19 protein-coding genes are annotated in these 23195 nt (G+C 72.4%); 8 read left to right on the top strand and 11 right to left on the bottom strand.

What is annotated here, in order from left to right:
• Positions 1-25: 25 nt before the first annotated feature.
• A complete protein-coding gene (locus JOL79_RS08110; protein ID WP_210155052.1) occupies positions 26-754 on the bottom strand; it encodes an amino acid ABC transporter ATP-binding protein in 729 nt (242 codons plus the stop codon).
• A 104-nt stretch (positions 755-858) separates the two neighbouring features.
• On the opposite strand from JOL79_RS08110, the gene JOL79_RS08105 reads away from it, so the two are divergent.
• Entirely contained in the window at positions 859-2001 is a 1143-nt protein-coding gene (locus JOL79_RS08105; RefSeq protein WP_230984410.1) for an ROK family transcriptional regulator, read from the top strand.
• Positions 2002-2052: 51 nt separating this feature from the next.
• Here the strand turns inward: JOL79_RS08105 and JOL79_RS08100 are convergent, their stop codons facing one another.
• From JOL79_RS08100 to JOL79_RS08090, 3 genes are read right to left on the bottom strand one after another with little or no spacing between them, the layout of a single operon-like run.
• Positions 2053-3768: a glycerol-3-phosphate dehydrogenase/oxidase gene (locus JOL79_RS08100; RefSeq protein ID WP_307848396.1), complete on the bottom strand. Its 1716-nt coding sequence runs from the start codon at positions 3766-3768 to the stop codon at positions 2053-2055.
• A 42-nt stretch (positions 3769-3810) separates the two neighbouring features.
• A complete protein-coding gene (gene glpK, locus JOL79_RS08095) occupies positions 3811-5328 on the bottom strand; it encodes a glycerol kinase GlpK (protein ID WP_210155051.1) in 1518 nt (505 codons plus the stop codon).
• A gap of 40 nt (positions 5329-5368) precedes the next feature.
• A complete protein-coding gene (locus JOL79_RS08090) occupies positions 5369-6199 on the bottom strand; it encodes an MIP/aquaporin family protein (RefSeq protein WP_210155050.1) in 831 nt (276 codons plus the stop codon).
• Between the two features lie 293 nt (positions 6200-6492).
• On the opposite strand from JOL79_RS08090, the gene JOL79_RS08085 reads away from it, so the two are divergent.
• A complete protein-coding gene (locus JOL79_RS08085) occupies positions 6493-7260 on the top strand; it encodes an IclR family transcriptional regulator (protein WP_210155049.1) in 768 nt (255 codons plus the stop codon).
• Positions 7261-7387: 127 nt separating this feature from the next.
• Complete coding sequence (gene glpK / locus JOL79_RS08080) at positions 7388-8899, top strand: glycerol kinase GlpK (RefSeq protein WP_210155048.1); 1512 nt, start codon at positions 7388-7390, stop codon at positions 8897-8899.
• Between the two features lie 30 nt (positions 8900-8929).
• Here the strand turns inward: glpK (JOL79_RS08080) and JOL79_RS08075 are convergent, their stop codons facing one another.
• On the bottom strand, positions 8930-9967 hold the full coding sequence (locus JOL79_RS08075) for a LacI family DNA-binding transcriptional regulator (RefSeq protein WP_210155047.1): 1038 nt from the start codon (positions 9965-9967) through the stop codon (positions 8930-8932).
• 191 nt (positions 9968-10158) lie between these two features.
• Between JOL79_RS08075 and JOL79_RS08070 the strand changes: the two genes are divergently transcribed.
• Positions 10159-10863, top strand: coding sequence for a GntR family transcriptional regulator (locus tag JOL79_RS08070; protein WP_230984409.1), 705 nt, complete (start codon positions 10159-10161; stop codon positions 10861-10863).
• 161 nt (positions 10864-11024) lie between these two features.
• On the opposite strand, the gene JOL79_RS08065 is transcribed toward JOL79_RS08070, so the two are convergent.
• From JOL79_RS08065 to JOL79_RS08055, 3 genes are all read right to left on the bottom strand, one after another.
• Entirely contained in the window at positions 11025-13322 is a 2298-nt protein-coding gene (locus tag JOL79_RS08065; RefSeq protein ID WP_210155045.1) for a transglycosylase domain-containing protein, read from the bottom strand.
• Between the two features lie 73 nt (positions 13323-13395).
• Entirely contained in the window at positions 13396-14424 is a 1029-nt protein-coding gene (locus JOL79_RS08060; RefSeq protein WP_210155044.1) for a TolB family protein, read from the bottom strand.
• Positions 14425-14501: 77 nt separating this feature from the next.
• The gene (locus JOL79_RS08055; RefSeq protein ID WP_210155043.1) at positions 14502-15386 is read right to left on the bottom strand and encodes an alkaline phosphatase family protein; all 885 of its coding nucleotides are present in this window, start codon (positions 15384-15386) and stop codon (positions 14502-14504) included.
• Between the two features lie 208 nt (positions 15387-15594).
• Between JOL79_RS08055 and JOL79_RS08050 the strand changes: the two genes are divergently transcribed.
• The 4 genes from JOL79_RS08050 (at position 15595) to JOL79_RS08035 (ending at position 19872) form a co-directional block, all read left to right on the top strand.
• Positions 15595-16806 (top strand): acyl-CoA dehydrogenase family protein, encoded by a 1212-nt coding sequence (locus JOL79_RS08050; protein WP_210155042.1) that lies wholly within the window; start codon positions 15595-15597, stop codon positions 16804-16806.
• A 333-nt stretch (positions 16807-17139) separates the two neighbouring features.
• A complete protein-coding gene (locus JOL79_RS08045; RefSeq protein WP_210155041.1) occupies positions 17140-17379 on the top strand; it encodes an acyl carrier protein in 240 nt (79 codons plus the stop codon).
• A complete protein-coding gene (locus JOL79_RS08040; RefSeq protein ID WP_210155040.1) occupies positions 17366-18931 on the top strand; it encodes a class I adenylate-forming enzyme family protein in 1566 nt (521 codons plus the stop codon). The genes JOL79_RS08045 and JOL79_RS08040 overlap by 14 nt, the downstream gene beginning before the upstream one ends.
• Complete coding sequence (locus tag JOL79_RS08035; protein WP_210155039.1) at positions 18928-19872, top strand: alpha/beta hydrolase; 945 nt, start codon at positions 18928-18930, stop codon at positions 19870-19872. Before JOL79_RS08040 ends, JOL79_RS08035 begins: the two co-directional genes overlap by 4 nt.
• A gap of 42 nt (positions 19873-19914) precedes the next feature.
• Here the strand turns inward: JOL79_RS08035 and JOL79_RS08030 are convergent, their stop codons facing one another.
• From JOL79_RS08030 to JOL79_RS08020, 3 genes are read right to left on the bottom strand one after another with little or no spacing between them, the layout of a single operon-like run.
• Complete coding sequence (locus JOL79_RS08030) at positions 19915-20439, bottom strand: PaaI family thioesterase (RefSeq protein WP_210155038.1); 525 nt, start codon at positions 20437-20439, stop codon at positions 19915-19917.
• Positions 20436-22094, bottom strand: a complete 1659-nt coding sequence (locus JOL79_RS08025; RefSeq protein ID WP_210155037.1) for a beta-ketoacyl [acyl carrier protein] synthase domain-containing protein — start codon at positions 22092-22094, stop codon at positions 20436-20438. The genes JOL79_RS08030 and JOL79_RS08025 overlap by 4 nt, the downstream gene beginning before the upstream one ends.
• A 1-nt stretch (position 22095) precedes the next feature.
• Positions 22096-23181: a branched-chain amino acid aminotransferase gene (locus tag JOL79_RS08020; RefSeq protein WP_210155036.1), complete on the bottom strand. Its 1086-nt coding sequence runs from the start codon at positions 23179-23181 to the stop codon at positions 22096-22098.
• Positions 23182-23195: the final 14 nt, after the last annotated feature.

Raw genomic sequence — 23195 nt, 5'->3', positions numbered from 1 at the left:
CCATCGTGCCCACCATCCTTTGCGATCAGTGCGTGAGTACCTTGGCCAGGAAGTCCCTGGCCCGATCGGTCGAGGGTGCGTCGAAGAACGCGTTCGGCTCGCCGGCCTCGACGATCCGGCCGCCGTCCATGAAGACCACACGGTCGGCGACCCTGCGGGCGAAACCCATCTCGTGGGTGACCACGACCATGGTCATGCCGTCGGCCGCGAGCCCGGCCATCACGTCGAGGACCTCGCCGACCATCTCCGGGTCGAGCGCCGAGGTGGGCTCGTCGAACAGCATCACCTTGGGCCGCATGGCCAGGGCGCGGGCGATGGCGGCGCGCTGCTGCTGCCCGCCGGACAGCAGCGCGGGAAGCTTGTCCGCCTGCTCGGCGATGCCCACCCGCTCCAGCAGCCGGCGCGCCTCACGCGCCGCCTCGGCCCGGCTCACGCCGCGCACCCTGGTCGGGGCGAGCATCACGTTCTCCAGCACGGTCTTGTGCTGGAACAGGTTGAACGACTGGAAGACCATGCCCACGTCGGCCCGCAGCCGGGCCAGGGCGCGCCCCTCCGCGGGGACGGGCACGCCGTCGACGTGGATCTCGCCCACGTCCGCCGCCTCAAGCCGGTTGAGGCAGCGGCAGAGGGTGGACTTGCCCGAGCCCGACGGCCCGATGACCACGACGACCTCGCCCCGCGCCACGTCGAGGTCGACGCCGTGCAGCACCTGGTGGTCGCCGAACCACTTGCTCAGCCCTCGTACCCGAATCATCGCCATCTTCCTTCGAAATCGAAGACAAGGCGGAACGTAATGGATGATTCCGGCGCAAGTCAACGCGTTGCCGTATTAAGTTCATACGTGGTATTCCTCTCTCCATGTCAGGCAAAGAGAGGTTGCCGGTGCGGGGGACCCAGGGCGACCTCCTGAGGCTGATCGCCACCGGGCAGGCGGAGTCACGGGCCGAGCTCGCCCGCCTGTCCGGACTGGCCGCGTCGAGCGTCTCCCTGCGGGTCGAGGAGCTCATCGGCGCCGGGCTGCTCGTGGAGGAGGGGCCGGGAGCCTCACGCGGCGGCCGGCGCCCCCGCCGGCTGCGGCTCAGCCCCGGCGCGGGACTCCTGGCGGTCGCCGACCTCGGCGCCCAGCACGCCCGGCTGGGACTGCTCGACCTGAGCGGCGCCCCCCTCGTCGTGGAGGAGCGTCCCTGCGACATCAGCCTCGGGCCCGAGGCGACGATCGACTGGATCGCGGCGGCCTTCGACGACCTCATGGGCCGGCACGCGCCCCCGGGCGTCCCGCTGCGCGGCGTGGGCACCGGCATCCCCGGCCCCGTCGACCCGGCGACCGGGCGGGTGGTGGCGCCCTCCCGGATGCCCGGGTGGAACGGCTTCCCGGTCGCCGAGCGGCTGGGCGGTCACTTCGACCTGCCGGTCCTGGTGGAGAACGACGCCAACCTCATGGCCGTCGGCGAGGCCCGCTCGTGGCCGGGCCGCGACACCCTGATGGCGGTCAAGGCGGGCAGCGGCATCGGCTGCGGTGTGATCGTTAACGGCACGCTGCACCGCGGGCGGGGCGCTGCGGGCGACATCAGCCACGTCCGGGTCAGCAGCGACTCGTCGACGGCCTGCTCGTGCGGCCACCTCGACTGCCTGGAGGCCTACGCCAGCGGCGCCGCCCTGCGGCAGGTGCTGCGCGAGCAGGGCATCCCGGTGGAGCGGCCCGCCGACATCGTCGCCCTGGTGGAGGACGGCGTGCCCGAGGCCACCGCGCTCGTCCGGAACGCCGGCCGCCTCATCGGCGACGTCCTCACCGTCCTGGTGAACTTCCTCAACCCCGACGCGATCGTCGTGGGCGGCGGCCTGTCGTCGGCCGAACCGCTGATCTCCGCCATCAGGGCCGCCGTCTACGAGCGCTGCCTGCCCCTCGCGACCCGCGACCTGGAGATCGGCCACAGCCGGTCGGGACCCGACGCGGCCCTGCTCGGCGCGGGGTCCCTCCTGCTCGACGCGGTCGTCGGCTGAGGGATCGCCCGGCGGCCCCGGCCGGGACCGTGCCCGGCCGGGGGCCCGGGCTCAGGCGACCCGCTCCGAGTGCGGCCCGGCGAGCCGTACGGCGTTGGCGGCGTCGTCGTCCCACTCGCGCTGCGCCGCCAGGTCGGCCTCGACCTGCGCCCGGTAGTCCTCGACCTCCCTCCGCGCGGTCTCCTCGTCCCAGCCGAGGACGGGGGCGAGCAGCGCGGCCACCTCGGGGGCGGCGGCGATCCCCCGGTCCCGCTGCTCGATGAAGATCCGGGTCCGGCGGACGAGGACGTCCTCCAGGTGCAGCGCCCCCTCGTGGGTGGCCGCGTAGACGGCCTCGGCCTTGAGGTAGTCCTCGGCCCCGGGGATCGGCTCCCCCAGGGCCGGATCTCCGGCGACCAGCTCGAGCACCTCCTCCGCGCAGGATCCGTACCGGCCGAGCAGGTGATCGATCCGCGGGACCGGGAGGCCGGAGCTCCGCGCGAGCCTGCGGCGGTTGTTGCGCAGCGCCTCGAACCCGGCGGCCCCGAGGATGGGGACGCGGGCGGTCACCGACGCGGGGACGGCGTCGGGCAGCCCGGCGGCCGCGACGTCCACCGCGTCCCTGGCCATGACCCGGTACGTGGTGTACTTGCCGCCCGCCACGATCACCAGCCCCGGCTCCGGCCGGATGACCGCGTGCTCGCGCGACAGCTTCACCGTCTCCGAGCCCGCGCCCTCCTTGCCGGAACCGCCGAGCAGCGGGCGCAGCCCCGCGTAGACCCCCTCGATGTCGTCGTCCGTGAGCGGGCGGCGCAGCACCGCGTTGACGTGACCGAGGATGTAGTCGATGTCGGCCCTGGTGGGGGCGGGCTCGACCTTGTCCAGGTCCCACGGCGTGTCGGTGGTGCCCACGATCCAGTGCGGCCCCCACGGGATGACGAACAGGACGCTCTTCTCGGTGCGCAGGATCAGCCCGGTGTCGAGCGGGATCCGGTCCCTCGGCACGACCAGGTGCACGCCCTTCGACGCCCGGACCGACACGGAGGAGCCGGCGCCCCCGGCGAGCCGCTGGACGTCGTCCGTCCACACGCCCGTCGCGTTGATCACCTGGCGGGCCCGCACCCTGATCTCGCCCGCGCCCTCCAGGTCGCGCACGACCGCGCCGGTCACCCGCTCGTCGTCGTCGCGCAGGAACCCCGTCATCCGGGTGCGGGTGGTGACGACCGCGCCGTACTGTGCCGCCGTGCGGGCGACCATCATGGTGAAACGGGCGTCGTCCACCTGGGCGTCGTAGTACTGGATCGCGCCCACCAGGGCGTCGCCGCGCAGGCCGGGGGCCTCCCGCAGCGCCCGCGCGTGGCTGAGCTGGCGGTGCCGGGGCAGCGCCCGGGCCCCGCCGAGCGTGTCGTAGAGCAGCACGCCCGCGCCGATGTAGCCGCGCTCCCAGACACGGTGGCGCAGCGGGAGCAGGAAGGGGACGGGCCTGACCAGGTGCGGGGCCAGCCGCGTCACCAGCAGGCCCCGCTCCCTGAGCGCCTCGCGGACCAGCTTGAAGTCGAGCTGCTCCAGATAACGCAGTCCGCCGTGGATGAGCTTGCTGGAGCGGCTCGACGTTCCGGCCGCGAGGTCGCGGGCCTCCACGAGCGCGACCGAGAGGCCGCGGGAGACCGCGTCGAGCGCGACCCCCGCGCCGACCACGCCCCCGCCGACGACGAGCACGTCGAACTCGTCCTCCGCCAGCCGCCGCAGCGCCGCCGCCCGGGCGCGCGGATCCAATGGTGCAGACATCAGGTGTGAACTCCTCCGTAGATCGGCCTGGGGACGCCGCGCTCAGTCGACGTCGACCCAGTCCAGGGTCCGGGTGACGGCCTTTCGCCAGCCCGCGTAGCCGCGCTCGCGCTGCTCGTCATTCCACTGGGGCTCCCAGCGGCGGTCCTCGTGCCAGTTGCGCTTCAGGTCGTCGGTGGACTTCCAGAAGCCGACCGCCAGGCCCGCGGCGTACGCGGCGCCGAGTGCCGTGGTCTCGGCCACGACCGGCCGGGACACCGGGACGCCGAGGATGTCGGCCTGAAGCTGCATGCACAGCTCGTTGGCCGTGACGCCGCCGTCCACCCGCAGCACGTCGAGGACGACGCCGGAGTCCTGCTCCATCGCGCCAACGACGTCCTTGGTCTGGTAGCAGATCGATTCCAGGGTGGCCCGGGCCAGGTGGGCGTTGGTGTTGTAGCGGGACAGGCCGACGATCGCGCCGCGGGCGTCCGACCGCCAGTAGGGCGCGAAGAGGCCGGAGAACGCCGGCACGAAGTAGACGCCGCCGTTGTCCTCGACCTGCCGGGCCAGGGCCTCGCTCTGCGCCGCTCCGGAGATGATGCCGAGCTGGTCGCGCAGCCACTGCACGGCCGACCCGGTCACCGCGATCGACCCCTCCAGGGCGTAGACCGGCTTGTTCGCGCCGAACTGGTAGCAGACCGTGGTCAGCAGGCCGTTGCGCGACCGCACCAGCTCGGTGCCGGTGTTGAGCAGCAGGAAGTTGCCGGTGCCGTAGGTGTTCTTGGCCGTGCCGGGCTCGAAGCACACCTGGCCGACGGTGGCGGCCTGCTGGTCGCCGAGGTCGCCCGCGAGCGGCACCTCCCCGGCGAGCGGCCCCGAGGCCCGGGTGACGCCGTAGAAATCCGGGTTGGAGGACGGGCGGATCTCCGGCAGCATCCGCCGCGGGATGCCGAAGAACGACAGCAGCTCGTCGTCCCAGCCGAGGGTCTCCAGGTCCATCAGCATGGTCCTGCTGGCGTTGGTGGGGTCGGTCACGTGCACGCCGCCGTCGACGCCGCCGGTGAGGTTCCACAGCAGCCAGGTGTCGGTGTTGCCGAAGACCGCGTCGCCGCGCTCGGCCGCCTCCCGCACCCCGTCGACGTTCTCCAGGATCCACTGGATCTTGCCGGCGGAGAAGTAGGTGGCCGGTGGCAGGCCCGCCTTGCGCCGGATCACGTCGCCCTTGCCCTCCCGCTCCAGGGCGGAGGCGATGCGGTCGGTGCGGGTGTCCTGCCAGACGATCGCGTTGTAGTACGGGTGACCGGTGCGGCGGTCCCACACCACGGCCGTCTCCCGCTGGTTGGTGACGCCGAGGGCGGCGAGGTCGCCCGCCCCGAGGCCGGCCGTCCGCAGGGCGGTCTGGATCACGGCCCGGGTGCGCTCCCAGATCTCCGTGGGGTTGTGCTCGACCCAGCCCGCCTGGGGCAGGATCTGCTGGTGCTCCAGCTGGTGGCGGGCGACCTCGTTGCCACCGTGATCGAAGATCATGAATCGCGTGCTGGTCGTCCCCTGGTCGACCGCGCCGACGTAGTCAGCCATCAGGTGTGCCTCTCGTGTCGTAGGAATCCGGTGGCCGCCCTCACCGGGCGGGCTGGTAGTCCGCGGGCTCGGGCGTCCGGCCGGGCTCGGGGGCGTCCCCCCTCGGCAGGAAGCGGGCGATCAGTCCCTGGTACAGCCCGGCGCCGACGAGGCCGCCGATGAGCGGGCCGACGATCGGAACCCAGAAGTACAGCCCGCCGTACTGGTCGCGGAAGGCCGTGCCGTACCCGGTGATGAAGGACGCCAGACGGGGGCCGAAGTCGCGGGCGGGGTTGATGGCGTAACCGGCGTCGGTGCCCCACGCCATGCCGATGGCCACGACGAGCAGGCCGACGACGAACGGCGCGAGGTTGGCGAGGGGAGCGGAGTTGCGCTCGTCGGAGATGGCGAGGATGAGGAAGAGCAGGATGGCGGTGCCGATGATCTGGTCGCGCAGGGCGCCCCACTGGGTGACGGGCAGGGTGCCGTTGCCGGGGAGCGTGGAGAAGACGCCCTGGGTCTTGATGGTGTGGCCGGGGTCGATCTTGGCGAGGACCTCGCCGTAGTTCCAGCGGACCAGCAGCGCGGCGACGAACGCGCCCGCCGTCTGGGCCAGGCTGTAGGGGATCACCTTCCGCCAGGAGAATCCCTTGAAGGCCGCGAGAGCCACGGTGACCGCCGGATTGAGATGGGCGCCGCTCACGCGGGCCGCCGTGTAGACGCCCAGGGTCACCCCCAATCCCCAGGCCCACGCGATGCTGTCATGGTCGCCGATGCCGCCGGCGGCGACCTGCGCCACCACTCCGACACCGAACAGGATCAGGACCAGGGTCCCGGCGAACTCCGCCGCGAGTTCGCCGGCCAGTTCCCGGCCCACACGCTGCTGCGCCATCTCTCCTCCTTGGACAAGCCCGCCGCATCCGCACAGAGGGGTAGCGGTCGGTGTGAACTGTCCGGGCTGTGCGGACGCTAACTCCGCGGATGGAGGCGGTCAATGAATGCCTGTCGGCATTGTCGAACGCTAGCCAGCCCGACGGCGCCGTATTAGGCTCGCTGGGGTGAGCCGGGCCACAGCCTTTCACGTACTTCGGGTGGTTTTCGGAAGATCAATCCACAGTGTTCTCCGAGGCGGCGGCCCGGCTGTCGACATTGTCGAACGCGTTACGACGGCGCTAGGATCCGTGCGTGCCCGGTCCCGTCCAGTCCATCGAACGCGCCGCCGCCATCCTCCGGCTGCTCGCGCAGGGATCCGGCCGCCTCGGGCTCAGCGAGATCGCCAACTCCCTCGGACTGGCCCGCGGGACGGCCCACGGCATCCTGCGGACGCTCCAGCTCGTCGGCTTCGTCGAGCAGGACGACGCGACGGGCAAATACCAGCTCGGGGCGGCCCTGCTCCACCTCGGCACCAGCTACCTCGACGTCAACGAACTGCGGTCCCGGGCCATCAACTGGGCCGACGCGCTGGCGGCGCGCAGCGGGGAGGCCGTCCGCATCGGCACCCACCTGCAGGGCAAGGTCCTGGTCGTCCACCACGTCTTCCGGCCGGACGACAGCCTCCAGACGCTCGACGTCGGCGTGCTGCTGCCGATGCACGCCACGGCCATCGGCAAGGTCCTGCTCGCGTACGACGCCAACGCCGCGGCGGCGGCGCAGGACAGCGAGCTGGAGCAGTTCAGCCGGCGCACCATCCGCACGCCGAAGGAACTGGCCCGCGCGCTCTCGGGTGTCCGCGAGGTCGGCTGGGCCGCCGACGTCGACGAGATCGCCATGGGAGAGGCGGGGGTGGCCGCCCCGATCCGGGGGTACGGAGGGCTGGTGGTCGGAGCGATGGGCATATCCGGCTCCGCCGACCGGATCTGCGACGCCGCCGGACGCCCCCGGGGAGAGCTGGTGAGCTACGTGCGCGACGCGGCGCGGGCCGTCTCCCGCGACCTCGGCGCCGCACGCTGGTGACCGTCACCCCCACAGCCCCGCACCCCGTCGCCCTCACTTCTTTCTCCCCTCGCGGCCGTCCCGGCACGACCTGCCGGAGACCGCCCGCCGTCCCTCCCGACGCCCGCCCGACCCGGAGGTAGGCCACGTGACCGAGCGCTATGTCATGTCCATCGACCAGGGCACCACCTCGACCCGCTGCATCCTGTTCGACCACCGCGGCCGCCTGGTCTCGGTCACCCAGCGCGAGCACAAGCAGCACTTCCCCAGGCCCGGCTGGGTGGAGCACGACCCGATGGAGATCTGGCGCAACCTGGAGCGGATCGCGCCGGAGGCGCTCGCCCAGGCCGGCATCGGCCCCGGCGAGGTGGCCGCCGTCGGCATCGCCAACCAGCGCGAGACGACCGTGCTGTGGGACCGCCGCACCGGGCTCCCGGTCACCCCCGCCGTCGTCTGGCAGGACACCCGGACCGGCGACCTGGTCGACGAGCTGGCCCGGCGGCCGGACGCGCACGTGGTCAAGGACCGGTGCGGGCTGCCCCTGGCCACCTACTTCGCCGCCCCCACCGTCCGCTGGCTGCTCGACCACACCCCGCGCCTGCGCGAACGCGCCGAGCGCGGCGAGGTGCTCTTCGGCACCATGGAGAGCTGGCTCATCTGGAACCTGACCGGCGGACCCGACGGCGGCGTCCACGTCACCGACGTCACCAACGCCAGCCGGACCCTGCTCATGGATCTCCGCGCCCTGTCCTGGGATCCCGTCCTGCTCGACTTCTTCGGCGTGCCGCGGGCCATGCTCCCCGAGATCCGGCCGTCCAGCGAGACGTACGGCACGGCGCGGCGGGTGCTTCCCGGCGTGCGGATCGCCGCCGCGCTGGGCGACCAGCAGGCGGCGCTGTTCGGGCAGACCTGCTTCCACCGCGGCGAGGCCAAGTGCACGTACGGCACGGGCGCCTTCCTGCTGCTCAACACCGGCACCGAGCCGGTCGCCTCGACCCACGGCCTGCTCACCACCGTGGGCTACCAGATCGGCGACCAGCCCGCGGTCTACGCGCTGGAGGGGTCGATCGCCATCACGGGCGCGCTGGTTCAGTGGTTCCGCGACCGTCTCGGGATCATCAGCAGCGCCCCCGAGATCGAGACGCTGGCCCGCACCGTCGACGACAACGGCGGCTGCTACATCGTGCCGGCCTTCTCCGGCCTGTTCGCGCCCCACTGGCGCAGCGAGGCCCGCGGCGTCATCGTGGGCCTGACCTCGTACATCACCAAGGGCCACCTCGCCCGCGCCGTGCTGGAGGCGACCGGCTGGCAGACCCGCGAGGTCGTCGACGCGATGAACGCCGACGCCGGGCTGACGCTGACCACGCTCAAGGTCGACGGCGGCATGACCTCCGACAACCTGCTCATGCAGTTCATCGCCGACGTCCTCGACGTGCCGGTGGTCCGGCCCATGGTCGCCGAGACCGTCTCCCTCGGCGCGGCGTACGCCGCGGGCCTCGCGGTCGGCTACTGGCCCGACCTGGAGGTCCTGCGCGGCAACTGGCACCGCGCCGGCCAGTGGCTGCCCGCGATGGACCCGCAGCGCAGGGAGAGCGAGTACGGCAACTGGCGGCGCGCGGTCGAACGCACCCTCGACTGGATCAAGCCGCCGGCCGGCTGACCCGGACGGCCTCCCGCATGTGCGGGACCGCTAATGGCGGGGCCCCGATGGCGCGGCCCGCGCCGGGACGCGCCCGGCCGTGCTCTCCCTGACCTCCAGGCGGTATCCCACGGTGACCTCCTGCGGGGGGCGTCCCGGCCCCTCGTCGAAACGGCGGCGCAGCAGCCTGACGGCGGCGCGGGCGAGCTCCGCCTTGTCCTGGGCGAGCGTGGTCAGCGTGGGCGTGCTGAAGCGGCCGTCCTCGATGTCGTCGAGCCCCGCCACCGCGATGTCCTCCGGCACCCGCAGTCCCGCGGCGAGGATGGCGCGCATCGCCCCGAGCGCGAGCAGGTCGTTGAAGCAGAACACCGCGTCCGGCGGCTCCGGCGCGGCCAGCAGCCGGCTCATGGCCGCCGCGCCCTCCGCCCGGCTGAAACGCTCGACCTTCGCGAGCCGCTGGGGCAGCCCGTGGGCGGCCATCGCCGCGGCGTAACCGGCCAGCCGCAGCGGGGCCGTGCCGCTCGCGGTGTTGTCCTGCGCTCCGAGCGCGGCGACCCGGCGGCGACCCAGTGCGAGCAGGTGATCGGTGATGTCCCTGGCGGCCCGGACGTTGTCGATGGCCACATGGTCGGCGGGGCCGTCGTGGATGCGCTCCCCCAGCAGGACGAGGGCGGCGGCGTCGGTCCGCGCGGCCAGCTCCTCGACCCCGATGGCGAGGGGGCTCAGGATCACCCCGTCGACCAGGTGGTCGCGCACCCCGTCGAGGACCCGCCGCTCCCGGTCGAGGATCCCGTCGGTCTGCTCGATCACGACGATCCACTTGTGCTCCGCGGCCGCGTCGATGACGAACCGCGACAGCTCGGCGAAGTAGGGCGCGGTGAGGTCCGGCAGCGCGAGAGCGATCACACCGGTGCGGCCGAGCCGCAGGTTGCGGGCCGACAGGTTGGGCCGGTAGGCGAGCTGCGACAGGGCCTGCTCGACCTTCGCCCTGGTCTCGGCGGACACGTGCGCGTAGCCGTTCACCACATTGGAGACGGTCTTCACCGAGACTCCGGCGAGCACGGCGACGTCGCGCAGACTCACTCCCACAGCACGCAGCCTCCGATGCTCCGTACGGCCGTGGCGGCCCGTACCGCACCTGATCCTAACGTTCCGCGGTCGACCTCGATTGACAGGATGTAATGTCCGGCCGGATAGGGACGTCACACGCTCCGTATACTGTAGGCAGTCACGACGGGCGGGAGAGTTCCAGCACGATGCCATCGCACTCCGGCGGAGCGATGAAGATTCCCCGGCCGATCCCGTTGAGAGAGAGCGTCTTCGAGGCTCTCCTCGAGCTCATCATCTCCGGGCAGCTCACGCGCGGTCAGCATCTCGTCGAGAGCGAGCTGGCGGCACTGCTGGGCGTCTCCCGGCAGCCCGTCCGCGAGGCGCTCCAGCTGCTGAGCGGCGAGGGATGGGTTGACCTTCATCCCGGTCAGGGCGCGTTCGTCCACTCCCCCACCGCGGAGGAGGCCGACCAGCTCCTGGCGGTCCGGGCGCTGCTCGAGACGGAGTCGGCCCGGCTCGCGGCGCGGCACGCGACCGCGGAGGAAGTGGAGCGGCTCCGCGCCCTGTGCGCCCGCGGCATGGCGGCGACCGAGGCCGGCGACATCGACACGACGGTCGCGCTCAACTCCGAGCTGCACGCCGCCGTCACGGAGCTGTCCCGCAACGCGGTGCTGGGAGACCTCGCCGCGCAGGTGTCCCGCCGGGTCCGCTGGTATTACACCCCGGTGGCCGCCCGCCGCGGCCGGTCCTCCTGGGAGGAGCACGCCGCGTTGATCGACGCGATCGCGGACGGCGACGCCGGCCAGGCCGCGACGATCATGCGCGCCCACACCGAACACACCCGCACGGTCTATCTGAGCCGGCTCGCCGAGGAGCACCCGGCATCGCCGGAGCCGGTCCGGCGCAGGCGCCGCCGCGGTCCCCTCGACAGTTGACACAGATGTCACCGGCCGGGCGCGCCGGTGAAACATCCGTGGGCGAGAGTGGTCAGTGGCGGGACGACCGGTCCGAGGACGGGTCTGGCGAAAACCGACGGCACGCGGTGAGGCACCATTCGCCAGGCCCGGCCCGAACCATCGAGTGACGGCGTAGCGGATCAGCCGTTGGGCCCCGCCTGGGGACCGGCTCCGCCGTGATGACCACCCCCGCCGCCACCGGGACCAGCCCCGCCGGGACCGCCTGCGCCGCCGCCCGGCCCACCGCCGGGGCCCTGCCGCCCGCCGCCCGCGCCGCCGCCCGCGCCGCCGCCAGGGCCGCCGAACCCGTCGTTCGGGCCGAAGTCGGGCGTGGTCCGTACGGGCTGGCAGGAGCTGCCGCAGCCGCCGAAGCGGGCGGTGTCGATCGGCGGGAACGACGTCGCCTTGGTCCCCTTCAGCGCCGCGATCATGGTGTACTTCCAGATCCGGCCGGAGATGTCGGCTCCGAAGACGGCGGAGTAGTAGTGGCCGCCGATGGTCACGCCGGACAGCCGGTGAGCCGACGCGCCGCGGGGGTCGCCCAGGCTGACCGCGCCGGCGAGATCCGGGGTGAAGCCGGCGAACCAGGCGGTGGCGTAGTCGTCGCTCGTGCCGGTCTTGCCCGCGGCGTCACGCCCGATGCCGCCCACCGCGGCCATCGTCCCGCTGGGGCCGAGGACGCCCTTCAGGATGTGCGCGGCCGCGTCGGCGACGGCCGGTTCGAGAGCCTGACTGCACTTCGGCTGGTAGGTGGTCGTCTTGCCGTTCCGGTCGGTGATGGAGGTGATCGCCTGCGGCGGGCAGTAGGAGCCGCGGGCGCCGATCGCGGCGTAGGCCGCGGCCACGGTCACCGGGTCCATCTCGTTGATTCCGAGCGTGAAGGTCTCGAACTGCTGGAGCGGCTTCCCGTCCGCCCGCTTGATGCCCAGCGACTCGGCCGTCTTGACGACGTTGCAGAGGCCGACCTTCTGTTCGAGCATGAGGAAGAAGGTGTTGACCGACTCCCAGGTGCCCGTCTGCAGCGTCTTGAACCCGCCGGATCCCTCGTCGTTGAGGACGGGATGACTGGGATCGCCGATGGGCTGATCCGCGCAGTTCCGGAACGCGCCGGCGGAAGGGGCGTGGTAGACCGCGGGCGCGCTCAGCCCATCGTTGATCTTCATGCCCTGCTTGAGCGCGGTGAGCAGCGTGAACACCTTGAACGTCGAGCCCGCCTGGAACCCGGTACCGCCGCCGTGCGCGGCGTTGGCCGGCAGGTTGTAGGAGATCTCGTGCTTGGCGACGCCGTACTTCCTGCTGGTCGCCAGCGCCTTGATCTGCCCGGTGCCCGGCTGGACGAGGGCCTCGGACGCGACGGGGTTGTCCGTCGGGAAGACCCGGTCGCGGATGGCCTTGTCGGCCGCGGCCTGCATCTTCGGGTCGATCGTGGTCTTGATCGTCAGGCCGCCCTGCTTGAGGAAGCGGTCGCGGGCCTGCGGCGTCTTGCCGAAGGCGCGGAAGACGGGGTTGGTCAGGATGTCGGACTTCACGTACATGCAGAAGTACGGATAGCGGCTCGCCTCGCACCCGCCCGGCAGCGGAACGCCCTTGTAACCGAGGGGCCGGGCCTTCGCCTCGGTCGCCTGCGCCTTGGTGATCTTGCCGAGTTCGGCCATCCGGTCCAGCACGACATTCCGCCGGGAGACCAGCCGCTGGCGGGCCGAGCGTCCGGTCGAGGGGTCGGTCGAGTTGGGCAGCCGCACCGCGGCCGCCAGCGTGGCGGCCTGGACGAGGTTCAGGTTCGCCGCGGTGACCCCGAAGAAGCGCTTGGCCGCGGCCTGCACGCCGTTGGCCCCGGCGCCGAAGTAGGCGATGTTGAGGTACTTCCCCAGGATCTCGTCCTTGGTGTACTTCTTCTCCATGCCCATCGCGTACCGCAGCTCGTTGAGCTTGCGGGTGTAGCTGGGCGCCAGCGCCTTCTCCTTGTCGGCCTCGGTCGGCGCCATGTTGTACAGGACCTGCTTGACGTACTGCTGGGTGATGCTCGAACCACCCTGGGCCACCCCGCCGGAGGTGATGTTCCGGGCGAGGGCGCGCACCGTGCCCTCGATGTCGATCGGCCCGTGCTGGTAGAACCGGTCGTCCTCGATCGAGATGATCGCCGTCTTCATCACGTCCGCGACCTGGTCGAGCGGGACGCTCTCCCGGTACTGGTCGTAGAACTGGGCGATCTGGTGCCCGTTGGCGTCGAGCACCGTCGTCTTCTCGGGCAGCGGTGGTTCCTTCAGGTCCTCTGGCTTGAGATCCAGCACGTCAGACGCGGTCTTGACGCCCAGGCCCGCACCGCCGACCGCCGGCAGGCATATCCCCGCCACCAGCAGTCCCGCGACGACCGCCACTCCCAGCAGGCTTACGAGCCCCCGGCCCGCCCCAGCCCGATTGAACCCCCGATTTGCCATGAATCTAGGGTATTGGGTGGTTGATGTGGCTTGGGTGACCGTTCCCTGAGGATTGCCGCAGAGCTCACTCGCCTCAGCCGACGAAGGCCGGGTTAAGGGCGGCGAGCGCCACCCGCGCCGGCGCACCCGTCCCGTCCGCGGGGACCGACCACAGGTCGTCGCCGAAGTCGCCGGCCAGGCCGTACAGCACCCTGTCGCCGTCCGCCCAAACCACCTGGTCGTCGACGCTGCGCGATTCGGCGAGCGGCGTCTCCCGCATGGTCCGCAGGTCGAGCGCGTACAGCCGCCAGGGCGCGTCGGGACTGAGGCCCGCCACGCGCTTCTTGAACACCAGCCGGGTGCCGTCCGGTGACAGCGACGGGCACTCCACATTGGGACGGACCGTCGTCAGCGTGCGCGCGGCGACGTCCCCGCGCACGAGGTACGTCCGCCCCTTCGTGGCGACGGTGGCGTAGAAGCGGCGGTCGTCGGCGAAGGTGACGCCCCAGACGTTGACGTCGGGCGCGCGGTAGGTCCGCCCGTCCTTGATCACTCGGTACGACTCCAGGTTCGGCGTCAGCGTCCACGTCCGCGTGTCGACGATCGAGGTCCGCGTGGAGAACGCGCTGCTCGCGTAGGCGTCGCCGCCCACGAAGACCGTCCAGGCCGCCAGGTGACCGGACGGCGACATCCGCGCCCGCGACGGGACGCCCGCGAGGGGGAACTCGCGCAGCGTCTTCAGCCCCGTGTCGAGGATCGACGCGACGTAGCTCTCCCCCACCGCGTCGTCCGCTCCGCGGAGGCAGACCCCGGCGCCGGCGGCCGCGTGGAACCGCAGGCAGCGCACCGGCGCCGCGACGCGCCGCCCACCGGGGTCCGCGGCGTCGACGGACACCAGGTCGTCGCGGAACGGCCCCCAGGTCATGTTCCGGAAGATCATCTGCTTGTGGCCGGCGAGGGTGACCGTCCCGGCGACGACGCCGGGGCCGCCGGGCCGCTCCCCCTGGTCCCGGTCCCCCGCCCGGCCGCCGCCGTGCCAGACCGAGGCGGCGCCCGCCACGGTCAGCGCCACCACTGCCGCCGCTGCCGCCGACAGCGTGAGCAGTCGAGCCCGCGATGCCACCGCGCCTCCCATGGGTTTCCCGTCGGCTTCCCGTCGGCCCCGTCCGCCGCTCCCTCACCGGGCCGGCTCGAAGTCGGTCAGCTCCAGATTCCGGTGATGTCCGAGGCGGAGGCCGCGTTGCCCGCGTGGGTCGTCAGGCCGGCCAGGTCCTCCAGCGTCCGGAGCAGGTTGTAGTGGTTGTAGGTGGTGCTCGAACTGCTGCCCGCGGTGACGTGCGCGCCGTACACGACGGTCGCGATGCGGTTGCCGCTCAGGCTGTTGTCCTCGTCGAAGGTGAGGACGAGCAGGCTGTTGTTCGACTTCGCCCAGGTCGCGTAGGCGCCGAGATTGTTCTTCACCCAGGTGTCGCCGGTCGAGACCGAGCAGTCGTGCATGTCGTTGCAGAGGTTCGGCACCACGAAGGAGACCTTCGGCAGCGTCGCGAAGTTCGTGGGGAACTGCGCCATCGTGTACGCCGTGGACGCCGGCACGTTGGCGAAGCCGAACCACGGGTTGTGCTTCTGCGCGTACTTGGTGCCGCTGCTGGTGCACACCGTGGACCCCTGGCTGGGCAGGCCCTCGTTGTAGCTGCCCCACGTCTGCCCGGCGGCGATCAGCTCGGAGCCGAGGTTGGCGGCGGAGCTGAACCCGATCTTGACGCAGCTGTCGTTCGTGATGCCCTGGGTCTTGCCCGAGAACATCGCGTAGTAGTTGGGCTGGCTCGGGTGCGTCTCGGCGTAGAACTGACTGAGGTTGGCGCCGCCCGTACGCAGGGAGTTGATGTACGGGGCGCTGGAGCTGCCGATGACCTGCGAGTAGGCGTGGTTCTCGAAGACCACCACGACCACGTGGTCGGGCCGCGGCAGGGAGGCGGCGTCCGCCCCGGTCGCGGCCACGCCGCTGGCCGTGGCCGCGACGCCCAGCACGGAGGCGATCGCGAGGAACTTTCGCCGGGAATGCGTCTTTCCAGCAGAAAAGACCATGACCATCCTTCTTCGGGGGGTTTACGAAGCGATGTCAGATTAGATCGACATTGGGGATCTCTTGGAGCAGCCGGGTGAATAGCAGCCGAACACTGCGTGCCTCTCCCACGCGGCTCCCGGCCCCGCCGGGACTGCCGGGCCGGAGCTCGCCCGGCGACGGAGATCGTCTTCTGTTACCGTTGGTAACAGCTGAGAGGGGAGCGGGAAGATGACCTTCTGTCCCGAGGTGAGCGACGACGTCCGCGAGGTGCGCGACTGGGTGCACGAGTTCGCCAGGGACGTGATCCGTCCGGCCGGCGCGGAATGGGACGAACGGGAGGAGACCCCGTGGCCCGTCATCCAGGAGGCCGCCAAGATCGGGCTCTACTCCCTGGACTTCTTCGCACAACAGTGGTTCGAGGAGTCGGGGCTGGGGCTGCCGGTCGCGTTCGAGGAGCTGTTCTGGGGGGACGCGGGCATCGGCCTGTCCATCGTCGCGACCGGGCTCGCCGCCGCGGCGGTCGCCAAGAACGGCACGCCGGAGCAGATGGGTGAATGGCTCCCGCTCATGTTCGGCACGCCGGACGACGTGAGGCTCGGGGCGTTCTGCGCCTCGGAGCCGGACGCCGGGAGCGACATCGGCGCGATCAGGACGCGGGCCGTCTACGACGAGGCGGCGGACGAGTGGGTGCTCAACGGGGTAAAGACGTGGGCGACCAACGGCGGCATCGCCGACGTCCACGTGATCGTCGCGTCCGTCGACCCCGCTCTGGGCAGCCGGGGCCAGGCGTCGTTCGTCGTCCCGCCCGGCACCCGCGGGCTCTCACAGGGACAGAAGTTCAGGAAACACGGCATCCGGGCCTCGCACACCGCCGAGGTCGTCCTCGACGACGTACGGGTGCCTGGCCGGTGCCTGCTGGGCGGCCGGGACCGGCTGGAGGAGCGGCTGGCCCGGGTCAGGTCGGGCGCCCACGGCGGCGGCCAGGCCGCCATGCGCACCTTCGAGGCCACCCGCCCGGCCGTGGCCGCGATGGCCGTCGGCGTCGCCAGGGCCGCGTACGAGTACGCCCGCGACTACGCCCGGGAACGCGAGCAGTTCGGCCGGAGGATCGGCGAGAACCAGGCCGTCGCCTTCCTGCTGGCCGACATGGCCACCAGGGTCGACATGGCGCGGCTGATGACCTGGCGAGCCGCGTGGATGGCCCGCCAGGGCCGTCCGTTCGACCGGGCCGAGGGCTCCATGAGCAAGCTCGTGGCCGGCGAGACGGCGGTGTGGGTGACCGAGCAGGCCGTCCAGATCCTCGGCGGCGCCGGTTACACCCGCGAGCACCCGGTCGAGCGCTTCCACCGGGACGCCAAGATCTACACCATCTTCGAGGGCACCAGCGAGATCCAGCGCCTCATCATCGCCCGCGCCGTCACCGGCCTCCCCGTGCGCTGACAGCACCGCGGCCTCGCGCGAACGGCGGCGAGCCGTCGCCCGCTTCGGCGCCTGTCATTACGGAAGTCCATTTCCCGGCTTTCTATCGCCTTTTACGCTATTCATCAGGCGACGCGAGCGACGCCGCGCCGCGCCTCAGCGCGACCCGGCCCCTTTATTTACCGATATTTCGGCATACACCATTTCCTCTAGACATCTGACCTGATTTACAGATACATTGTCGCCGCCGAACCGAAGTGAGGACCGATGGCATGGGCGGGGCCGCCGGTCGAATGAGCCGGTTCGAATGAACGGAGGCCTTCTTCAGTGAGCGTTGCCGACGTGGAATCACGAGTGACAACCATCTGCGCGGAGGTTCTGAACCGTTCGGATCTCGGCCCCGACGACGACCTGATGGAGGCCGGGATGGACTCCCTGGCCGCCGTCGAGATCGTGACGCGGATCGAGCTCGCCTTCGGCGTCGACGTCGTCGACGCCGTGTTCGACACCCCGACGGTGCGCCAGCTCTGCCTGGTCGTCCGCAAGTCGATCGAGTCCGCCGGGGCGGCCGAGGGGTCCGATGGCACGGCCTGACTCCGCTCCGGAGTGGGGCTCGCTCACCGCCACGAACATCGCCGGCCTGGTCACGGGCGCCGCGGGCGCGTACGGCGACCGGCCGTACCTGATGCCCGCCGAGCCGGAGGGCCGCGTCCTCACCTTCGCGGACATCCTGACCTTCGCGAAGGGGTGCGCGGCCCTGCTCGACGAGCACGGTGTGCCGCGCGGGGGGCGCGTCGCCGTCGTCGCGCCCAACTCGTCGCTCGCCGCGCTGCTGTTCCTCGGCGTCGTCGCCGCGCAACGCGTGATCGTCCCACTGAACCCGAAGGCCGGTGCGGCCGAGCTGGACGTGCTCCTCGCCCACGCACGGCCGGGGCTCGTGCTCGGCCGCGCGCCGTCGGCCGCGAAGCTGGAGGGCCGCTGGGCCTGGCTGTCCGCCGACGACGAGCAGGCGCTGCTGTCGGACGTCCTGTCCCGCGGCGCGGCCTGCGCCGGACCGCTGCCCCCGGCCGGGGGCGACGGGACCGAGGACGCCACGATCGTCTACACCTCCGGCTCCACGGGCACGCCCAAGGGCGTCGTGCTGTCGCACCGGAGCCTGCTGTCCGGATCGGCCTCGATGGCGCGCTGGGCCGGCGCGGACGAGGACGATCTGATCCTCAACGTGAACCCGATGTTCCACGCGGGCGGGCAGATGTTCCCGACGCTGACCCCGCTGTGGAGCGGCGGCCGGACCGTCTGCGTCCGCTCGGAGGCGGGCCTGGCCCGGTTCTGGGGGTATGTGGACCGGTTCGAGCCCACCTGGACGCTGGTGGTCAACGCCTACCTGGCCCATCTGGCCGAGCGGCCGGAACGCCCGGTCTCCCGGCGCCTCAAGGGCGTGCTCGCCGGCGGCTCCCCGCTCAGCCCCGAGCTGATCCACCGTTTCGAGGGCACCTTCGGCATCCCCGTCCATCAGGTGTACGGCATGACCGAGATGGCGTCCGTCACCACCGTCGAGCCACGCCGGGAGCCGGGCGACCGCCGCACCGCCGGGCTGCCCATCGACTGCAGCGAGGTCCGCGTCGTCGCGGAGGACGGGAGCGACCGGCCGGCCGGGCAGAACGGCGAGGTCCTCCTGCGGGGCGACAACATGTTCACCCGCTACGAGGACGCCCCCGAGCTCACCGAGCGGCGGCTCAGGAACGGCTGGATCCACACCGGCGACCTGGGGCAGCTGGACGAGAACGGGGAGCTGTCCATCGTCGACAGGCTCGACAGCATGGTCATCGTCAACGGCGAGAACATGTACCCCGCCGAGGTCGAGGGCGTCGTGCCCCACCTCGAAGGCGTTGAGGACGCCGTCCTGGTGGCCCTGCCGCACCCGGTGACGGGGGTCGAGCTCGTGCTCGTCTACACGCTGCTGCCCGGGGCGACGGCCAGAGCCGACGATTGGCGCGCGACGCTGCTGAAGTTCGTCAGCACCTTCAAGGTGCCGCGCAGGTTCGTCCCGCTGGCGGACCTGGGCGCCGACGCCTTCCCCCGCACCCCGCTCGGCAAGATCGTACGGCCGGACGTCCAGCGGCTGGCGACCGAGCGCCTGTCGTGAGTTCCGGCGGGAGCGCTCCCCTGGTGGTCGACCAGATGCGGCGCGCGCTCCGGCTGGCCCACGAGCGGCGCGGCTCGTTCGAGGACATCCGCCGCCGCGAGGCCCTCGTCGCGGCCCGCCGCCGGGCCCTCATACCGGCCGTCGCGGAGACCTGCGGCGGTGTCGGGACGCTCCGCGTCCGGCGGGGCACGACCGGCGGGCCCGGCGTCATCGTGTTCGCGCACGGCGGCGGTTTCGTCACCGGTTCGCCGGAGCTGTGCCTCCCGCTCGCCGTACGGCTCGCCGAGTCGTCCGGGTGCGACGTCGTCCTGCCGCGCTACCGGCTGGCTCCCGAGCATCCCGCCCCCGCGGCGATCGACGACGTCACGGCGGTCGTCGTCGCGGTCTCCGCCGCGCTCCGCGCCGCCGACGGCGCGTCCGGCGGGGTGGTGCTGGCGGGGTGCTCGGCGGGCGGCGGGATCGCCCTGTCCGCGGCGCGCGCCCTGCGCGGGACGGACGCGGCGCCGCGCGGGCTGGTGCTCACCTCGCCCTGGGTGGACCTGCGGCTGCTCACGCCCACCCTCTCGCGGGCCGGCCGTCTCGACCCGGCCGTGACCTCCGACGAGCTGGGGCGCTGCGCGGACGCCTACCGCGGGCCGCTCCCGGTGACCGACCCGCACGTGTCCCCCGTCCTCGGCGATCTGCCGGGGCTGCCGCCGGCGCTCGTCCAGGTGGGCACGGACGAGGCGCTGCACGGCGACGCGGCGCTCCTGACCGCGCGGCTGCGCGCCGACGGCGTCGACTGCGAGCTGCGCGAGTGGCCCGCGATGATCCACAACTGGCAGTTCTTCCTGGAGTCCCTCGCCGAGGCGGGGGCCGCCGTCGACGAGGCCGCGCGCTGGTGCCGGGAGAGGCTGGCGCGTCCGCCGGGCGGGCCGGGCGGGCGGGGCGACGCCCGCTGACCGCGCGGCGCGTCCCCGCCCGTGTGATCCGCGGGCCGGCTCTCAGACCGGGCCGGCTCCGGGACCGGCCGGAAGGCTCCGCACCTGGCGGGAGGGCAGCGCGAACTGCATGGTGCCGACGGCGATCAACCGTCCGTCCACGTCGCTGACCCAGCCGTTGGTGACCGCCATCCGGCGTCCCAGCTTGGCCACCTGGATCACCACCTCCAGCGGGCCCGGCTCGGCGGCCTCCAGCAGGTTCACGCTGCCGTGCGTGAGCACTCCTGTCACCACCCGGCCCGCGTAGGCGTTGACCGCCAGGAACGCGGACAGGTCGAGCGCCTTGAAGATCGCCGGTCCGGAGAGCGTGCCGCCCGGCCTGGTCTCCAGCCCGTCGGGCCCGGCCGTCACCACCACGCGGCGCGGGGACACCTCCCTGACCCACAGGCCGGAGCCGGGCAGGAACTCCTCGAGGAGCTCCCGCACCTCCTCCAGCGACAGGCGGGGCTGCGTGACCGGGTGATCGATCGGGGGGCCCGTCTCGCCGGAACGCACACCGGCGCCGTTCAACCGCGGGGTCGCAATCATCGTCTCTCCTTGACGTCGGCCACGTGGGTGACGTGCTGCCAGGGGTACGCCGGCACAGTGGCGACGTTCCGGACGGCGCCGGACGTCTCCCAGGGCAGCGGCTCCGACTCGCCCAGGAACCGGACCCGGGGGTGCTCGCGGCCGCCGGCCAGCGCGTCCGCCGCCTCGCGGGCGGACGCCACGCCGCCCGCCTCGACCCACGCCGTACGGCGCTGGCGCGTGCGGCCGTGCGTGGCGGTGTACGCGAACGCCGGATATCCCGGCTCGCCGAGCTCGGCGAGGTGCTTCCGGTAGCGCCCGGCGAGTTCCTCCAGGGCGGCCGGGGTGCGGGCGGAGACCATGAACCCAGGCGCCGGGCCCGCGGCCGGTTCCGCCGGAGGCGCGGCGGACAGCACGGCGTAGGCGTTGGTCCCGCTCATGCCGTACGAGCAGACGGACGCGCGGTCGCCCGCCTCGGCCCCCCACACGCGCGGCGCGGCCGGGATGACGACACCGGTGCCGGACAGGTCGATCCTGGGGTTGAGCACGGCGAAGCCGGCCTGCGGGGGGATCACCCGCCGCTCCAGGCAGAGCAGGGCCTTGATGAGCCCCAGCACGCCCGCGGCCGACTCCGTGTGGCCGACGTTCGCCTTGACCGAGCCGACGTAGAGGGTGCGGTCACCGGCTCCGCCGTCCGGGCCCGGGCGGAGGGCGGCCGTGATGGCCGCCATCTCGATCGGGTCGCCGAGCGGCGTGCCCGTGCCGTGGGCCTCGTGGTAGCCGATGTCCGCCCCGGTCAGGCCCGTAGCCGCGAGCAGCGACGCGATGAGCCTGGTCTGGGCCTCCACGTTGGGCGCGGTGAAGGTGGCCGAACGCCCGTCCTGGTTGATGGCGCTGCCGTCGATCACGGCCCGGATCCGGTCGCGGTCGCGGAGCGCGTCGTCCAGGCGCTTCAAAATCACAGCCCCGCACGCCTCGCCGCGGACGAAGCCGTTCGCCGCGGCGTCGAACGGCCGTGAGCTGCCGTCCGGCGACAGCGCCCCGGTCTTGCCGACCTCCCGCGTGGTGTGCGGCGACAGGATCAGGTTGACCCCCGACGCGACGGCGACGTCGCAGTCTCCCGCGGCGAGCGCCCGGCAGGCGGTGTGGACCGCCACGAGCGACGACGAGCACGCCGTGTCCAGCGCGAACGCCGGCCCCTGTAACCCCAGGGCGTGCGCGATCCGCCCGGCCGAGAAGCTGTGCCCGTTTCCCACGGTGGTGTAGGAGTTGGGCTCCGCCGGCAGCCAGCGCCGGTAGTCCTGGCCCGTGACGCCCACGAAGACCCCGGCCGACTCGGCCACCGTGTGCGGCGGGATCGCGGCGTCCTCGAACGCCTCCCAGACGACTTCGAGCAGCAGCCGGTGCTGCGGGTCGGCCGTGCGGGCCTCGCGCGGCGACATGTCGAAGAACCGGGCGTCGAAGTCGAACGGCCGGTCCAGGTAGCCGCCCCGGGTGACCAGGTCGTCCCACTCCGCGCCGAAGGCGTCCCGACGGTCCGCCGGCATGTCGCCGGTCAGGACGCGCGCGCCCACGACGGCCGCCCAGTACGACTCGGTGTCGGTGACGCCGCCGGGGGCGCGGATGCCCGCGCCCACCACGGCGACGCGCGTGGGCCGGGGCGACGTGGGAGGCATCTCAGGCCACCCGGCGCAGCCAGTTGTGCGTGTCCGCGGCCCGGCCGTACTGGATGTCCACGATGTGCCGGCGGATGTCGAGCGTCGCGGCGCCGGGCCTCCCGTCGGCCACCACCTGCTCGTAGCCGTTGCCCTTGAACCCGACGATGGGCGTGATGACCGCCGCGGTCCCCGCCGCGAACATCTCGACGATGGAGCCGTCCGCGCAGCCGGCCCGCAGCTCGTCGATGCCGACCTGCCGCTCCACCGCTTTGAGCCCGTGCTCGACCGCCAGGTCGAGCACGCTCGTCCTGGTCACGCCGTCGAGGATGGTGCCGAGGCACGGCGTGACCACCTCCCGGTCGGCGGTGACGAGGAACAAGTTCATGGTGCCCGACTCCTCCAGGTGGCGGTGTTCGTCGCCGCTGAGGTAGAGCACCTGGTCGCAGCCGTGCTCGGCGGCCTCGACCTGCGCGGCGAGGCTTGAGGCGTAGTTGCCGCCGCACTTCGCCGCGCCCGTGCCGCCCCTGGCCGCCCGCGTGTAGTTCTCGCTCACCCAGAGCGTGACGCCGCCGCTTCCCGCCGCGAAGTACGCCGCCGCCGGAGAGGCGATCACGCCGTACCTGACCTCGGCCGCGGGGCGCACGCCGAGGAACGCCTCGGAACCGAACATGTACGGCCGGACGTAGAGGCTGCGCTCTCCGTCGTACGGAGGCACCCACGAGCGGTCGGCCCGCACCAGGGCCGTGACGCTCTCCACGAACAACTCCTCGTCGAGCACGGGAAGCGCCAGCCGCCGGGCCGAGTGCGCGAACCGCCGCGCGTTCAGCTCGGGCCGGAACAGCCAGACGCTCCCGTCGGCGTGCCGGAACGCCTTCACCCCTTCGAAGATCTCCTGCGCGTAGTGCAGCACGGCCGCCGCGGGGTGCAGCGTGACGGGCGCGAGCGCGGCCACCCGGAGATCGTGCCAGCCCGCGTCCGGCGTCCAGGTGGCGGACGCCATGTGGTCGGTGAAGTGCCGGCCGAATCCGGGGTCGGCGAGAATTTTCTCCCTTTCGTCGTCCGGAAGGGGACGCTCGGCGGGGTGAAACTGAAATTCGGCCCTCATATGTTTCCTCCTGA

This window comes from Microbispora oryzae (assembly GCF_017896165.1).
GTDB lineage: Bacteria > Actinomycetota > Actinomycetes > Streptosporangiales > Streptosporangiaceae > Microbispora > Microbispora oryzae.
This window is presented reverse-complemented; position numbering and strand designations above follow the sequence as displayed.